This is a genomic window from Falsirhodobacter sp. alg1, from assembly GCF_000739715.2.
Lineage (GTDB): Bacteria > Pseudomonadota > Alphaproteobacteria > Rhodobacterales > Rhodobacteraceae > Falsirhodobacter.
Genome location: NZ_BBJC02000003.1, coordinates 269203 through 285115, shown reverse-complemented (window position 1 = coordinate 285115; position 15913 = coordinate 269203). Strand labels below are relative to the sequence as shown.

Here is a 15913-nt window from a genome sequence, read left to right as displayed (position 1 = left end):
GGAGGGTTACGTTACGCCCAATCACCCCAATTCCGGTACGTGTCCATGCGCCATACACTCCCTATCGCGCCCCAGTTCTATGTGACAGCGCCCCAGCCCTGCCCGTATCTGGATGACCGGATGGAGCGTAAGCTATTCACGGCACTTCAGGGGGATCAGGCGCAAACACTGAACGACGCGCTGTCGAAACAGGGGTTCCGGCGGTCGCAGAATGTCCTTTATCGTCCGGCTTGCGCGGAGTGTTCGGCCTGCATGTCCGCCCGTATCCGTGTGGCCGATTTTGAGCCGTCACGCACCCAGCGCAAGGTTATGCGCCGTAACAGCTATTTGCAGCGGAACCCGACCTCGGCATGGGCGACCGAAGACCAATATGCGCTGTTCCGCCGATATCTGGACGCGCGTCACGCCGATGGCGGCATGTCCGACATGGATATTTTCGAATTCGCCGCGATGATCGAGGAAACACCGATCCGTTCGCGTGTCGTGGAATACGCAGATGACGATGGCCTTGCCGCGGTCTGCCTGACCGATGTGTTCGATGACGGGCTGAGCATGGTCTATTCATTCTACGATCCGGACCGGGCCTCGGACAGCCTCGGGGCCTATCTGATTCTGGACCATATCGCCATCGCACGTGAGGCGGGCCTGCCGTACGTATATTTGGGGTATTGGGTGCCGGGCAGCCGCAAAATGGGCTATAAGGCAGGATATTCCGGGCTCGACATCTATAAGGACGGTATCTGGCAGAAAATGGGCAACCCCGAGGACCACCTCGATACACAACGCCCTGCCCTTGTCGATCCGATCGCAGAGCAAGTCTCGCGCATCACCCTTCCCGAGGCTCGGCGCGTCTGACACGAGGGGTTGCCGTAATCGTTACGCGTCGCTAGGTGTAATCCACCCCCTGAAAGGGGATACGAACGGTGACCGGGCCCCTCTGGCGTCAGTATGCGGCAACTACGTGATGTCGGCACCGCAACGTTCCTGCCGCATGGACGTTCGATTTATGAAAAATCATGATTTCCGGACCGGAGGCCTGTCATGACCCCGGCCCCCGCAAGCAAAAGCACCCTTTCCTATCTGACCTGGGCCTTCGTTGTCACCGTTGTCGGCCTCGGGCTCGGGATCTGGCTGGGGTGGGAAACCACGGGCACCTTCGAAGGCACGGCTTCGGTCTTCTTCATCGTTGCCGTTCTGGCGGTGCTTGAGATTTCCTTGTCCTTCGACAATGCCATCGTCAATGCAAACAAGCTGAAAACAATGGACCCCGTCTGGCAGCACCGCTTCCTGACATGGGGCATCATCATTGCCGTCTTCGGCATGCGGATCGTGTTCCCGCTGTTGATCGTGGTCATCGCAGCACAGGTCGGTCCGTGGACCGCTATCGTGATGGCCGCCGCCGAACCGGAGCAATATGCCGCCATCATGCATGATGCACATATGCCCATTGCGGCCTTTGGTGGCACATTCCTGATGATGGTTGCGTTGTCGTTCTTCTTCAATAGCGACAAGGACGTGCACTGGATGCCCGGCATTGAGGCATGGGCGCAGCGTTATTCCTCCATCAAGGGTATGGAAATTGCCTTTGTTCTGATCGTCTCCCTGCTCATCTCGCGCCTCATTCCCGAAGGGGCCGATCGTTCCACATTCATCCTGTGCTGCATCTATGGCTTGCTGACCTTTCTTCTGGTCGAAGTCCTTGGCGCATTCCTGGACAAATCGCAGGAAACGACCGGTGCGGCCATCAAGGGTGGCCTGGGTGCATTCCTTTATCTGGAGGTACTGGATGCGTCATTCTCGTTCGATGGTGTCATCGGGGCATTCGCCCTGTCCCAGAACCTGTTCGTGATTGCCATCGGCCTAGGCATCGGTGCCATGTATGTTCGTTCAATGACCATCATGCTGGTGGAGCGTGGGACACTGGCCCAATACCGGTATCTGGAACATGGAGCCTTCTATGCCATCCTGATCCTGTCGGTCATCATGTACGTTCAGGCCATTCCCGGGGTCCATATTCCCGAAGTCATCACCGGTCTGGGCGGCGCCTGTCTGATCGGGATCGCGCTATGGTCCTCCATCAGGTGGAACCGTGCCAATCCGGATGCGGAACCGATGGAACACTGAATGAAAAAGGCCCGCATGATGCGGGCCTTTTTCTTATTCCTCGACGGTCACCTTGACCATGCGGTCCGGGTTTGCCGGCGGCTCGCCCTTCGTGATCTGATCCACCACATCCATGCCGGCGATGACCTGCCCGACGACCGTGTACTGGCCGTTCAGGAAATCACCCGGTGCGAACATGATGAAGAACTGGCTGTTCGCGGAATTGGGATCCTGCGAGCGTGCCATACCGACCGTTCCACGCTGGAACGGACGATCGGAGAACTCCGCAGGCAGGTCCGGAAGCTCCGACCCGCCCATGCCCGACTGACGGGTCACAGCACCCTTGCCGAATTGCACATCGCCCGTCTGCGCCATGAAGCCGTCAATGACGCGGTGGAAAACCACATCGTCATATTCGCCGGTCTCGGCCAGTTTGACGATTTGCGCCACATGCTTGGGGGCCACATCCGGCAGCAGGTCGATCACGACCTGACCATTGGCGCCGGGGCCAGCAATGTCGATCACCAGATTGGGGCCCGGCCCGTCAGATGTCTGTGCCAATGCAGCACCGGCCAGCAACGAGAATGCTGTCGCCAGAATTGCCTTAGACATCCGCAGCCACCCGAACCTTGATCATGCGATCAGGGTTTGCCGGCGGCTCACCGCGGACGATCTTGTCCACATGTTCCATCCCTTTGATGACCTGCCCGTAAACGGTGTATTGCCCGTTGAGGAAACTGTTGTCATTGAAGTTGATGAAGAACTGGCTGTTGGCCGAATTCGGGTTTGCCGAACGTGCCGCGCCGATGCTTCCGCGGGCATGCGGTACCTTGGAGAATTCTGCAGGAAGGTCGGGCATGTCGGAACCACCGGTTCCTGCGCGGCGCAGATCGAAATCCTTTTCGGCATTACCGTTGGCCACATCGCCCGTCTGGGCCATGAAACCGTCGATGACGCGGTGGAAAACGACGTTGTCATAGGAACCCGCGCGTGCCAGCTCTTTCATGCGCGCAACATGCTGCGGTGCCACGTCGGGCAAAAGCTGAATCGTAACGTCCCCATCCTTGAGGGTGATGATGATCGTGTTTTCGGGATCGGTGATCTCGGCCATGAAAGGCGCTCCTTCTTCGCAGTTACGCAGCGGAACCTAATGCGCCCGCACTGCCATGAAAAGGAGCAACAGTCGTAGTGGCGCAATGCCGCCCGTTGACCTGACACGAAACGGGTGCGACTTCTGCTGCAACCGTAAGGAGGATCTGATGGCCTATAAGACGCTGGACGACATTGAAATGCAGGACAAGGTTGTTCTGGTGCGCGTGGATGTGAACGTCCCGATGGAAGGGGGTGTCGTGACCGATGCCACCCGCATCGAAAAAATCGTGCCCACTGTTCGCGATATCGTACAATCGGGTGGCAAGCCTGTATTGTTGGCCCACTTCGGCCGCCCCAAGGGAACTCCGGTTCCGGACATGAGCCTGCAACACATTCTGCCAGCCCTGGAAAAGGCACTGGGCATGCGCGTGATCTTCGGTGCCGATTGCGTGGGTGATGCTGCCCGTGATGCGATCGGTCAAGCTGGCGAGGGCGATGTGGTCCTTCTGGAAAACACCCGCTTCCACGCCGGTGAGGAAAAGAATGATCCCGCGCTGGCCCGCCAGCTGGCTGACCTGGGTGACATCTATGTGAACGACGCCTTCTCGGCAGCCCATCGCGCCCATGCCTCTACCGAGGGCGTTGCGCGCCTCCTGCCCTCTGCGGCGGGCCGATTGATGGCCGAGGAGCTGCGTGCCCTTGATGCCGCCCTGGGGTCGCCCAAACGTCCGGTGGTCGCTGTTGTCGGCGGCGCCAAGGTTTCGACCAAGCTGGACCTTCTGGGCAACCTCGTGACCAAGGTGGACCATCTGGTCATCGGTGGTGGCATGGCCAACACGTTCCTTGTCGCCCAGGGTATCGAAGTGGGCAAAAGCCTGGCCGAACGTGACATGGCCGGCACCGCTCAGGACATTTTGAAAAAGGCCGAAGCTGCGGGCTGCACGATCCACCTGCCCGTCGATGTGGTTGTCGCACGTGAGTTCAAGGCAAATGCCGCCTCCGAAACCGTTGCAGCCGACGCCTGCCCTGCGGATGCGATGATCCTCGATGCGGGCCCGGAAACCGTAGCCGCATTGTCCAAGGTCTTCACGGATTCCTCCACCCTTGTCTGGAACGGCCCGCTGGGTGCGTTCGAGATTGAGCCCTTCGATGCCGCAACAAATGCCGCCGCGCTGAAGGCCGCAGCCCTGACCGAGGCAGGAACGCTCGTTTCGGTTGCCGGGGGTGGCGATACGGTAGCAGCGTTGAACAAGGCGGACGCCGCCGCGCGCTTCAGCTATATCTCCACGGCTGGCGGTGCGTTTCTTGAATGGATGGAAGGCAAGGTCCTTCCCGGGGTCGCAGCCCTCGGCTAACCGCGGCTTCTGACCAAATGGAATGTGACACGGCTGATACACGCCTGTCACATTCCGACATTTCCCCTCCGAAACTAAGCGATTTCCGGCCCGAAATACGATTTTTCGTATTACGTTTAATATGTTAGCGCCACCACAGTTGCCGAGCCCAAAATCAGTCCCTAACACAGTTCGGGAGTAGGTATTTTAGGGAGATAAAGATGCGTGCATCCAGAACTGTCCAACGTATTCTGGCCAACTACGAGGGAGAGAATGCCGGCGTGAAAGGCAACCTTTGCCGCATGCTGATGGAGGGCAAACTGGGCGGAACCGGCAAGATGATCATCCTGCCGGTTGATCAGGGGTTCGAGCACGGCCCTGCCCGTAGCTTTGCACAGAACCCTGCCGGTTATGATCCGCACTATCACTACAAACTGGCGATCGATGCCGGCATGTCGGCCTATGCGGCGCCGCTTGGCCCGCTGGAAGCCGGGGCGGATACATTCGCAGGTCAGATCCCGACCATTCTGAAGGCGAACTCTGCCAATTCGCTGATGTCCGACACAGCTGGCAAGAACCAGGCCGTCACGGCATCGGTGGATGATGCGCTCCGCCTTGGCTGTTCGGCCATCGGCTTCACGATCTATCCGGGTTCCGACATGGCCCTCGATATGTTCGAGGAAATCGTCGAGATGCGCAAAGAGGCCGCGTCCAAGGGGATCGCAACGGTCATCTGGTCCTATCCGCGGGGTGAGGCGATCAGCAAGGACGGCGAGACGGCGATCGATGTTGCCGCCTATGCCGCCCATATCGCGGCTTTGCTTGGCGCCCATATTATCAAGATCAAACTGTCCACCGACCATCTGATGCTGCCCGAGGCGAAAAAGGTCTACGAAGCGCAAAACATCAACGTGGCAGATATGGCCGCCCGCGTGAAGCATTGCGTGGATGCCTCCTTCGCCGGCCGCCGGATCATCGTTTTCTCCGGTGGTGCGGCCAAGGGTGAGGACGCGGTGTACGACGATGCACGCGCCATTCTGGCCGGTGGGGGCAACGGCTCCATCATCGGGCGGAACTCGTTCCAACGCTCGCGTGAGGATGCGCTGGCCATGCTGGCAAAGCTGGTCGCGATCTACAAAGGTCAGGCCTGATCCCGCAGGGTTTCCCGGGAAATCGGGAAACCCTTTGCCTGATGCCGCGGGGCGTGGCATTATTCGGCCACCGTCGGCAAAAGAGGCGGGTGTTGAGGGCAGCAATGAATACGAACAACCGTCCGGCGCTTGGCGCCCTGATCTATTTCTTGCTGCTGGCCACCCTGGGGCTATATTTCACATTTGCAGCTGTGCAGGGGGACTATGGCGTATTCCGTCAGGTCCAGATCCGTGCCGAAATCGATCAGCTGGAAACCGACCGGGGGCGCCTTCAGGCGCAGCTCGACGATATTGAAAACAAGACGCATCGCCTGTCCGATGATTACCTCGACATGGACCTTCTGGACCAACAAGCACGTGACATCCTTGGCTATTTGCGTCCGGATGAGATCATGATCCGGTGAGCAGATTTTTTATGCTACACCTTCCGAACCTTATCGGATACAGATAGTTTAAGGCTAAACTATTTCCTTTTTCCGTGGAGGAGGACCCTATGGCCACCACCAAACCGGCCGACATTCCCAATGTCTCCAAGGACGAGCTCCTTGGCTATTACCGCGACATGCTGCTGATCCGCCGATTCGAAGAAAAGGCCGGACAGCTATACGGCATGGGCCTGATCGGTGGCTTCTGCCACCTTTACATCGGTCAGGAGGCGGTTGTCGTCGGCCTCGAAGCCGCCGCCAAAGAGGGTGACAAGCGCGTCACCTCCTACCGCGATCACGGGCACATGCTTGCCTGTGGCATGGATGCCAAGGGCGTCATGGCAGAACTGACCGGCCGCGAGGGGGGCTACTCCAAGGGCAAGGGCGGTTCGATGCACATGTTCAGCCGCGAGAAACACTTCTACGGCGGTCACGGAATCGTCGGCGCTCAGGTGCCGATCGGTGCCGGCCTGTCGTTCGCTGATAAATACCTTGGCAATGACAACGTCACCTTCTCCTACTTCGGGGATGGCGCTGCAAACCAGGGTCAGGTGTACGAAACCTACAACATGGCGCAGCTATGGGACCTGCCGGTCGTTTTCGTGATCGAGAACAACCAGTACGCCATGGGCATGAGCGTCAAGCGCTCGACCAAATCGCCTTCCTACTGGGAGCGTGGCGTCGCCTATGGTATCGCGGGCGAGGCTGTGGACGGCATGGACGTTCTGGCAGTGAAAGCCGCTGGTGAAAAGGCTGTGGCGCATTGCCGTGCAGGCAAAGGCCCGTACATCCTCGAGGTGAACACCTACCGCTACCGTGGACACTCCATGTCTGACCCTGCGAAATACCGCACCCGGGACGAAGTGGAAAAGATGCGCTCCGAAAAGGACGCAATCGAGCACGTCCGCGAATTGCTGGTTCAGGGCGGCCACGCCACGGATGATGACCTGAAGGCCATCGACAAAGAAATCAAAGCTGTCGTGAACGAATCTGCCGAGTTCGCGAAAGAAAGCCCGGAGCCGGATGTATCCGAGCTTTGGACAGACATTTACGCGTAAGGGGGCGATATTATGGCAACGCAAGTTCTGATGCCGGCCCTGTCGCCGACGATGGAAGAAGGTACGCTGGCCAAATGGCTGGTCAAGGAAGGCGATACCGTGACTTCGGGCATGGTCATGGCCGAAATCGAGACCGACAAGGCCACGATGGAATTCGAGGCTGTTGACGAAGGTATCATGGGCAAGATCCTGATCGCCGAGGGAACCTCGGGCGTAAAGGTCAACACGCCGATTGCCGTTCTGGTCGAAGAAGGCGAAAGCGCCGATGACGTAGAAGCCCCCGCCGAGGAGAAAGCTCCCGAAGGCGAAAAGGCCGAAGCGAAATCCGACGCGGCCCATATGGACAAACCTGCAGTGACATCACCGGCTGCCCCTGTGGCAGGCAAACGTGACGTGTCGCCGGATTGGCCTGAAGGCACGAAAATGAAGACCATGACCGTGCGGGAAGCCCTGCGCGAAGCCATGGCCGAAGAGATGCGCGGAAACGACAAGGTTTTCGTGATGGGCGAGGAAGTGGGTGAATACGAAGGCGCCTACAAGATCACCCAGGGTCTTCTGGACGAATTCGGCCCGAAGCGTGTCGTTGATACGCCCATTACCGAACATGGCTTTGCCGGTCTTGCCGTCGGTGCTGCTTTTGGCGGCCTGAACCCGGTCGTGGAATTCATGACGTTCAACTTCGCCATGCAGGCGATGGACCAGATCGTCAACTCGGCAGCCAAGACGCTGTACATGTCCGGCGGCCAGATGGGATGCCCGATCGTGTTTCGCGGTCCGAACGGTGCGGCTGCCCGCGTGGGCGCACAGCACAGCCAGGATTACTCGGCCTGGTATGCGCATATCCCGGGCCTGAAGGTGGTCATCCCCTATTCGGCGGCTGATGCAAAAGGCTTGCTGAAACAGGCGATCCGCGATCCAAACCCCGTAATCTTCCTTGAAAACGAGATCATGTACGGTCGCTCGTTCGAGGTTCCGGACGTGGATGACTTCACCATCCCGTTCGGCAAGGCCCGGATCTGGCGCGAAGGCAAGGATGTTACCATCGTTTCGTTCGGCATCGGCATGACCTATGCGCTGGAAGCAGCTGACAAGCTGGCCGAGGAAGGTATCGAAGCCGAAGTCATCGACCTGCGCACCTTGCGTCCGATCGATTACGAAACCGTGCTGGAGTCGGTTCGCAAGACGAACCGTTGCGTCACGGTCGAAGAAGGCTTCCCCGTCGGCTCGATCGGGAACCATATTTCGGCCACGATCATGCAACAGGCGTTCGACTACCTTGATGCTCCGGTGATCAACCTGACGGGCAAGGACGTTCCGATGCCCTATGCTGCCAACCTGGAAAAGCTGGCATTGGTTACGACGGCCGAGGTTATCGAAGCTGTTAAATCAGTCTGCTACCGCTGAAGGGGGAAACCATGGCGACCGAAATCCTGATGCCGGCCCTATCCCCTACGATGGAAGAGGGCACGCTGGCCAAATGGCTGGTCAAAGAAGGCGACACGATCACCTCCGGTATGGTGATTGCAGAAATCGAAACCGACAAGGCGACGATGGAATTCGAAGCTGTCGATGAAGGCGTGATGGGTAAGATCATCGTCTCCGAAGGCACCTCGGGCGTGAAGGTGAACCAGCCCATCGCCGTCATCGTCGAAGAAGGCGAAGAGGTGCCCGCAGATGCGGGTGCCGCGCAAAAAGCCGACACCGCCGAAGAAAAAGCCGGACGCGAGGAAAAGCCCGAGCCGAAGGCTGAAAAGACCCAGCCGGCCCCTGCAGGCGCAGTTGCGTCTAGCGCAGCACCCGCCGCCCCGAAAGCGAACGGAAAGCGCGTGTTCGCATCGCCCTTGGCGCGCCGTATCGCTGCAGACAAAGGTGTTGACCTTGCATCGATCAGAGGGTCCGGCCCGCATGGCCGGATCGTGAAGGCCGATGTCGAGAACGCCAAGGCCGGAGCAGCGCCGAAAGCCGATACTGCCTCTGCCGAAGCACCAAAAGCGGCTGCTCCCGTGGCTGCGGCAACAAATGGTGCGGATGCTGTCAAGAAGATGTACGATGGCCGGAAGTACGAGGAGATCACCCTCGACGGCATGCGTAAAACCATCGCGGCACGCCTGACAGAAGCCAAGCAGACTGTTCCGCACTTCTATCTGCGCCGGAATGTGAATCTCGATGCCTTGATGAAGTTCCGCAGCCAGTTGAATGCCCAGCTTGAAGGCCGTGGTGTGAAACTGTCGATCAACGATTTCATCATCAAGGCATGCGCATTGGCTCTGCAACAGGTTGGCACTGCCAATGCTGTCTGGGCTGGAGATCGCGTTCTGAAGATGAAGGCATCTGATGTCGCTGTGGCCGTCTCTGTCGAGGGCGGGTTGTTCACTCCGGTTCTCAAGGATGCGGACCAGAAATCCCTTTCGGCCCTGTCAGCCGAAATGAAGGATCTGGCAAAACGTGCGCGGGACAAGAAACTTGCTCCTCATGAATATCAGGGCGGAAGCTTTGCGATTTCAAACCTGGGAATGATGGGGATCGAAAACTTCGACGCGATCATCAATCCGCCGCAATCTGCAATTCTTGCAGTAGGTGCCGGACTGAAAAAGCCGGTTGTCGGCAAGGATGGCGAACTGACCGTGGCCACCGTGATGTCGATGACCCTGTCGGTCGATCACCGTGTAATCGACGGTGCCTTGGGTGCCGAACTGATGGCGGCGATTGTCGATAATCTGGAAAATCCGATGACGATGCTCGCCTGAGGTCACATTGGCGTAAAACCAGAAGGTCCGGAGGAAACCTCCGGACCTTTTTCATTAGTCGTTGACCAGTTGGTCCATACTGATGGATGGGCTGTCGCATCCGGCCGCCCCCACGACACGGGCCGGAACCCCNGCCACCGTGGTACAGGGGGGAACATCACGCAAAACGACGGAGCCAGCTGCAATCCGGCTGCAGTGCCCGATTAGGATATTGCCCAGAACCTTGGCACCTGCCCCGATCATCACGCCATCTTCGATCTTCGGATGCCGATCGCCGTCCTGCTTGCCCGTTCCGCCAAGTGTCACCGAATGCAGCATGGACACATTGTTTCCTACCACGGCCGTTTCACCGATCACGATGGAATGGGCATGGTCGATCATCACACCGCAACCGATCCGTGCAGCAGGGTGTATATCCACGCCAAACACCTCGGAAACCCGCGTCTGAATGAAATAGGACAGATCGTGCCGCCCCTGATGCCACAACCAGTGGCCGATCCGGTACGCCTGAATGGCCTGATAGCCTTTGAAATACAGGATCGGCTGCAGATAGCTGTGGCATGCCGGGTCACGTTCGAACACGGCGGTCAGATCCGCGCGCGCCATCTGCACAATCTGCCGTTCGGTCGCATGGGCTTCCTCTGCGATTTCCCGCAGGATCTGCTCTCCCATGTCATTCGATGCAAGCTTGGATGCGAAACGATAGGCCAGCGCCCGCTCCATGGTCGGATGGTGCAACAGGCTGGAATGGACAAATCCGCCGATCAGCGGCTCATCCCGGATGGCTTGCTCGGCTTCATTGCAGATACGCTGCCAAACAGGATCTAGGGTGGATAAATGGGCGTGTATCTCTGCCATCGTGCAACCTCCGTTCCGGAACGGGAATGTTAGCACCCCCATTCCGGAATGGCGACACCCGCCATCACTGGTCAGCCAAGGGCGTATCCCGCCCCGCGGACCGTGCGCAGCGGATCATCTCCGCCGCCGACCGAAAGTGCCTTTCGCAGCCGCCCGATATGCACATCCACAGTGCGGGTATCGACATAGATATCCCGCCCCCAGACACGATCCAGCAACTGCTCACGGCTGAAGACGCGCCCCGGCTTTTCCATGAATGTTGTCAGCAGGCGGAATTCGGTCGGGCCGAGTTTCAGCGCCTTATCCGCCCGGAATACCCGATGGCTTTCGGAATCGAGGCGAATATCCCCCCATTCCAGCAGCACACCCATCGTCGCCGGGCGGGACCGACGAAGCTGCGTACGCACACGCGCCATCAGCTCGACAACGGAATAGGGTTTGATGACATAATCATCAGCACCCGTTTCCAGGCCACGAACCCGGTCCACCTCTTCAGAGCGGGCCGAGAGCATGATGACTGGCAGATTGCGTGTGTCGGGGCGTGTCTTAAGCTGGCGGCAAACCTCGATCCCCGAAACGTTGGGCATCATCCAGTCCAGCACCACCACATCGGGCATCACCTCATCGACCAGCAGCAAGGCCTCTTCGCCGTTGCTGGCCTGAACCACCCTGAATCCCTCGGCCTCCAGGTTGTAGGAAAGAACCTCACGCTGAGCCGGCTCATCCTCCACCAAAAGAACTGTCGGACAATCTGCAGCGTTCATTTCGTCACACCCACATACGATGTGTCATCGCCCTTTACCCGTGTTTCATCCGGCAGCGCGCCGGTGACCAGATAGATGACCTGTTCGGCAATCGTCGTTGCATGGTCCCCCACGCGCTCGATATTCTTCGCGATGAAGTGCAGATGCATGCAGGCCGTGATATTGCGCGGATCTTCCATCATATGCGTCAGGAATTCGCGGAACAGCGCATTATACATCTGATCGACTTCGCTATCACGCTGCCGGACGTCGCTTGCCAGATGAACGTCACGCTGGATATAGGCGTCCAGGGCATCTTTCAGCTGCAGTTCAACCGTCTTGGCCATGCGGCGAATGGCAAGGCCGGCACCCGGTACAGGCGCCATCTGTGATAGAACGGTCGACCGCTTTGCAAGGTTCTTTGCAAAATCGCCGCAACGCTCAAGGCTGGATGCGATCTTTATAACCGTCAGGACCGTCCGCAAATCACCCGCGATCGGCGCGCGCAATGCGATAAGACGGGCGCATTCGACATTCACCTGCTCTTCAAGTGCATCAATGCCCTTGTCGGCCTTGCGTACGGCATCAGCCAGTTCTTCGTCGCGTGATTCCAGTGCCTGGGCGGCATCAAGGATGGCAGCCTCGACCAGACCGCCCATCTTCATGATCATTGCCTGAACCGCTTCCAGATCACGGTCGAAGGCAGAAAGGATGTGGGAATCGTTGTTCATCAGATCACCCGATTTTTCCGCTGATGTAGCTTTCGGTCCGCGGATCATGCGGATTGGTAAAGATTTGGCCCGTCTCACCGAATTCCACCAGATTTCCCATATGGAAAAAGGCGGTCTTCTGGCTGACGCGGGCTGCCTGCTGCATGGAGTGGGTCACGATCACCACGGCAAATTGCGTCCGCAGTTCATCGATCAACTCTTCCACCTGGGCGGTCGCAATCGGATCCAGCGCTGAACAGGGTTCGTCCATCAGCAGCACTTCGGGCGATGTTGCAACGGCACGGGCAATACACAGCCGTTGTTGCTGGCCCCCGGAAAGCCCGGTACCCGGTGCATGAAGGCGGTCCTTCACCTCGTTCCAAAGGGCTGCCTTCTTCAACGATGTCTCAACGACTTCGTCCAGCTCGGCCCGCGACCGCGTAAGGCCGTGGATCTTCGGGCCGTATGCAACATTGTCATAGATCGATTTCGGAAAGGGGTTCGGCTTCTGGAACACCATCCCGACCTTGGCGCGCAGGCGAACCGGATCGACCTTCGGATCGTAGATATCCTCATCATCCAGCAGGATGCTGCCCGTTACCTTGGCCGAGGGAATCGTATCGTTCATCCGGTTCAGACAGCGCAGAAACGTCGATTTACCACAGCCCGAAGGACCGATGAACGCAGTCACATGACCGTTCAGGATATCAACGTCCACACCCTTCAGCGCGTGACTGCTGCCGTAATGGACATTCACGTCCCGCGCCGCGATCTTGATTTCGTTGGTGGACACAAGTCTCTCCACAATTCGCATGTCGTTCATAAAATCTCTCCCGTTACCAGCGACGCTCGAAGCGGCGGCGAAGGATGATGGCGATTGCGTTCATCACCAGAAGGAAGGCCAGAAGGACAATGATAGCCCCAGAAGCACGTTCCACAAAAGCAGGGTCGGCACGCTGTGTCCAATTGTAGATCTGCACAGGAAGGGCAGAGGCGGGATCGAACAGGCCGGCAGGCGGCGCATCAGGATAGTCGCGGACAAAGGCAACCATGCCGATCAGCAGCAGCGGTGCCGTTTCGCCAAGCGCCTGCGCCAGGCCCAGAATGGTCCCCGTCAGAATGCCGGGCATAGCCAGTGGCAGCACGTGGTGGAAAACCGACTGCATGCGGCTGGCCCCGATACCGAGGGCCGCATCGCGGATCGAGGGCGGCACGGCCTTCAGCGCAGCACGGGTAGAGATGATGATTGTCGGCACCGTCATCAGCGTCAGCACCAGCCCTCCGACAATCGGTGCAGATTGCGGCAGATGGGCAAAGTTGATGAAGATGGCCAGCCCGAGAATACCGAAGACGATCGACGGCACCGCCGCGAGGTTGGAAATATTCACCTCGATCACATCGACCCAGCGGTTCTTCGGTGCAAATTCCTCAAGATAGATCGATGCGGCGACCCCGATCGGCACGGCCAACACCAGAACTACCAGCATCATGTACAATGATCCCAGAATTGCCACACCAAGGCCGGCCGCCTCGGGGCGCTGGTCCGATGCATCGGGTTTGGTCACAAAGCCCCAGTTGAACCGGATGGCCATAAGCCCGTTGTCGGTCATGGCTTGGGCCAGCTGCAGGCGTTGCGGCGTGATGTTTCCATCCCGCTCGGCACTTTGCATGGTAACGCGGCCCTTGAAGTATCCGTCGATCCGGCCATGGGCCAGCGCGTCGATATCTACGACCGTTCCCACCAGCTCCGGATTTGCCAGAACACGATTGCGCAAATCGGCAGCCGCCTCGGGCGAAAGGATCCCTGTGATATCGCTGTCAGCAACACCGTCCGGCACGATTCCCGCGCTGCGCACTGCCTCGATCAGGCCGCCACGCAGGACATTCTGGTACCCGATGGTCGTGACCTTGGCCATTTCCGCGGGATCACGGTTGCCCTTGGGATCGAGGGTTTCCGCCGGCAGCATCATCTCGAATGTCGCATAGGTTTGGCGGAACGCCGAACTGCCCGTGGAAAAGATCGAGAACATCAGCATTGCCAACGCGAGCAATGCAATCGTGATCGCGCCCAGACCATATGCCTTGAAACGCGCCTCGGCTGCATTGCGCGATTTGGTCCGCGCATCCAGTTGCATCAACGAGGTCCGGCGCGGTGTTGCGCCTGCAGTACGCTCGGTCATTCGTATTGCTCCCGATAGGTGCGGACGATGTAAAGGGCCACGATATTCAGGCCGAGGGTAATGACGAACAGCGTCAGCCCAAGGGCAAAGGCCACCAATGTCTCGGGTGAGTTGAAGTCGGTATCGCCTGTCAGCTGCGACACGATCTTTACAGTGATTGTCGTCATTGCTTCAAAGGGGTTCAGGCCGATCTGGGCGGCAGCCCCTGCCCCAAGAACAACGATCATGGTTTCCCCGATGGCACGCGATGCAGCCAGAAGGATTGCACCGACGATGCCCGGCAGCGCGGCCGGCACGATGACCTGACGGATGGTTTCCGACGGCGTCGCGCCCAGCCCCAAAGAGGCATCGCGCATCGATTGCGGAACTGCGTTGATGATATCATCCGAAAGCGATGACACGAACGGGATCAGCATGATCCCCATCACCAGCCCCGCCGTCATGACCGAAGACCCGGACGTGCCAAGTCCGAGCGGTTGGGCGAAGTAATCACGCAGCAGCGGCCCCACGGTAATCAGTGCGAAAAGGCCGTAAACGATGGTCGGAATACCGGCAAGAATTTCGATCAACGGCTTCACGATCGAGCGCATCCGCCGCGTTGCATATTCCGAAAGATAGATCGCGGTGAACAGGCCGACCGGCACAGCCACCAGCAGCGCAATGAAGCTGATATAGAGCGTGCCCCAAAGCAGCGGCAACAGCCCGAGCTGGCTTTGCCCCTGAAACGCAGGCGACCACGTCGTTCCGAAGAAGAAATCGATCCAGGAATGCTGGCTGAAGAAATTCGTTGTTTCGAAGACCATCGAAACCACGATTGCCACAGTGGTAAAGATGGCGATGACCGAGGCCATCACCAGAATGCTCATCGTGACCTTTTCCACGGCATTGCGGGCCCGGAAATCCGGGCGACACCGGCTGATGGCTACGAAAACTCCTGCCAGCGAAAGCCCGATGATCACAACGGTCATGATCCAGGCAAGCATGTTGCTGGTGCCGAGATAGACGTCGACGGCATTATAGAGGGTCGGCGTGACCGTCACCAGCATCGAGGAGCCAGCATCGCGCAGCGCCTGCCCCATGGGTGCAGGGTCCGTGGCAAAGGCGGCCAGCTGGTCCTTGGTCATGGCACCGGATGCCAGCGCGTCCTGTACGGCCATGGCGACGGTGCGTACCTGGCGCATGGCCGCGTTCTGATCGGCGGTGGAAACAGCTTCAGGCAGATCAAGTGCCGATACCGTCCGCATCTCGACGACGATCGGCTGCACGAAGATCCACATGATCATCACAACCAACGCCGGAACAGCGGCAAGGATGAAGCTGTACCATCCGTAATAGGAAGGCAGAGAATGCAATTGCCGGGAATCACCCGCGGTTCTGGCAACGGCACCGCGCCGCCCCAGAACAAAGGCGAGTGCCGCAATGGCAAGAACAATCAGGAAGGTCCAGAAAAGAGGCATGAACACTCTCGTCAATAAGGCAGGCTGAAGGATGACAACGGGGGTGGAAACCCAC

Annotated in this window: 16 protein-coding genes; 8 read left to right on the top strand and 8 right to left on the bottom strand. The window is 58.7% G+C overall.

What is annotated here, in order from left to right:
• Positions 1-45 precede the first annotated feature (45 nt).
• Complete coding sequence (locus TR36_RS07820; protein WP_045390302.1) at positions 46-855, top strand: arginyltransferase; 810 nt, start codon at positions 46-48, stop codon at positions 853-855.
• A gap of 186 nt (positions 856-1041) precedes the next feature.
• Positions 1042-2124, top strand: coding sequence for a DUF475 domain-containing protein (locus TR36_RS07815; protein ID WP_045390304.1), 1083 nt, complete (start codon positions 1042-1044; stop codon positions 2122-2124).
• A gap of 33 nt (positions 2125-2157) precedes the next feature.
• Here TR36_RS07815 and TR36_RS07810 read toward each other — a convergent pair whose 3' ends face one another.
• The gene (locus tag TR36_RS07810; protein WP_062762951.1) at positions 2158-2715 is read right to left on the bottom strand and encodes a peptidylprolyl isomerase; all 558 of its coding nucleotides are present in this window, start codon (positions 2713-2715) and stop codon (positions 2158-2160) included.
• A complete protein-coding gene (locus tag TR36_RS07805; protein WP_045390307.1) occupies positions 2708-3214 on the bottom strand; it encodes a peptidylprolyl isomerase in 507 nt (168 codons plus the stop codon). The genes TR36_RS07810 and TR36_RS07805 overlap by 8 nt, the downstream gene beginning before the upstream one ends.
• 148 nt (positions 3215-3362) lie before the next feature.
• Between TR36_RS07805 and pgk the strand changes: the two genes are divergently transcribed.
• The 6 genes from pgk to TR36_RS07775 all read left to right on the top strand — a co-directional run bounded on the left by pgk (position 3363) and on the right by TR36_RS07775 (position 9910).
• The gene (gene pgk / locus TR36_RS07800) at positions 3363-4550 is read left to right on the top strand and encodes a phosphoglycerate kinase (protein ID WP_045390932.1); all 1188 of its coding nucleotides are present in this window, start codon (positions 3363-3365) and stop codon (positions 4548-4550) included.
• A 200-nt stretch (positions 4551-4750) separates the two neighbouring features.
• Complete coding sequence (locus TR36_RS07795; RefSeq protein ID WP_045390308.1) at positions 4751-5680, top strand: class I fructose-bisphosphate aldolase; 930 nt, start codon at positions 4751-4753, stop codon at positions 5678-5680.
• Positions 5681-5784: 104 nt separating this feature from the next.
• The gene (locus TR36_RS07790; protein ID WP_045390310.1) at positions 5785-6084 is read left to right on the top strand and encodes a septum formation initiator family protein; all 300 of its coding nucleotides are present in this window, start codon (positions 5785-5787) and stop codon (positions 6082-6084) included.
• Positions 6085-6173: 89 nt separating this feature from the next.
• On the top strand, positions 6174-7163 hold the full coding sequence (gene pdhA, locus TR36_RS07785) for a pyruvate dehydrogenase (acetyl-transferring) E1 component subunit alpha (RefSeq protein ID WP_045390312.1): 990 nt from the start codon (positions 6174-6176) through the stop codon (positions 7161-7163).
• Positions 7164-7175: 12 nt separating this feature from the next.
• Positions 7176-8567 (top strand): pyruvate dehydrogenase complex E1 component subunit beta, encoded by a 1392-nt coding sequence (locus TR36_RS07780; RefSeq protein WP_045390314.1) that lies wholly within the window; start codon positions 7176-7178, stop codon positions 8565-8567.
• Between the two features lie 11 nt (positions 8568-8578).
• A complete protein-coding gene (locus TR36_RS07775; protein WP_045390316.1) occupies positions 8579-9910 on the top strand; it encodes a pyruvate dehydrogenase complex dihydrolipoamide acetyltransferase in 1332 nt (443 codons plus the stop codon).
• A gap of 54 nt (positions 9911-9964) precedes the next feature.
• Here the strand turns inward: TR36_RS07775 and cysE are convergent, their stop codons facing one another.
• The 6 genes from cysE to pstC all read right to left on the bottom strand — a co-directional run bounded on the left by cysE (position 9965) and on the right by pstC (position 15858).
• Complete coding sequence (gene cysE / locus TR36_RS07770; protein WP_062762948.1) at positions 9965-10768, bottom strand: serine O-acetyltransferase; 804 nt, start codon at positions 10766-10768, stop codon at positions 9965-9967.
• A 71-nt stretch (positions 10769-10839) separates the two neighbouring features.
• Positions 10840-11532: a phosphate regulon transcriptional regulator PhoB gene (phoB, locus tag TR36_RS07765; protein ID WP_045390320.1), complete on the bottom strand. Its 693-nt coding sequence runs from the start codon at positions 11530-11532 to the stop codon at positions 10840-10842.
• Positions 11529-12242: a phosphate signaling complex protein PhoU gene (gene phoU, locus TR36_RS07760; protein ID WP_045390322.1), complete on the bottom strand. Its 714-nt coding sequence runs from the start codon at positions 12240-12242 to the stop codon at positions 11529-11531. The genes phoB and phoU overlap by 4 nt, the downstream gene beginning before the upstream one ends.
• A 4-nt stretch (positions 12243-12246) precedes the next feature.
• Positions 12247-13044 carry a phosphate ABC transporter ATP-binding protein PstB gene (gene pstB, locus TR36_RS07755; RefSeq protein ID WP_062762945.1) on the bottom strand — a complete coding sequence of 266 codons (798 nt, stop codon included), beginning with the start codon at positions 13042-13044 and terminating at the stop codon, positions 12247-12249.
• Positions 13045-13057: 13 nt separating this feature from the next.
• Positions 13058-14401 (bottom strand): phosphate ABC transporter permease PstA, encoded by a 1344-nt coding sequence (pstA, locus tag TR36_RS07750; RefSeq protein ID WP_045390326.1) that lies wholly within the window; start codon positions 14399-14401, stop codon positions 13058-13060.
• Positions 14398-15858 carry a phosphate ABC transporter permease subunit PstC gene (gene pstC, locus TR36_RS07745; protein WP_045390328.1) on the bottom strand — a complete coding sequence of 487 codons (1461 nt, stop codon included), beginning with the start codon at positions 15856-15858 and terminating at the stop codon, positions 14398-14400. The genes pstA and pstC overlap by 4 nt, the downstream gene beginning before the upstream one ends.
• Between the last annotated feature and the right edge of the window lie 55 nt (positions 15859-15913).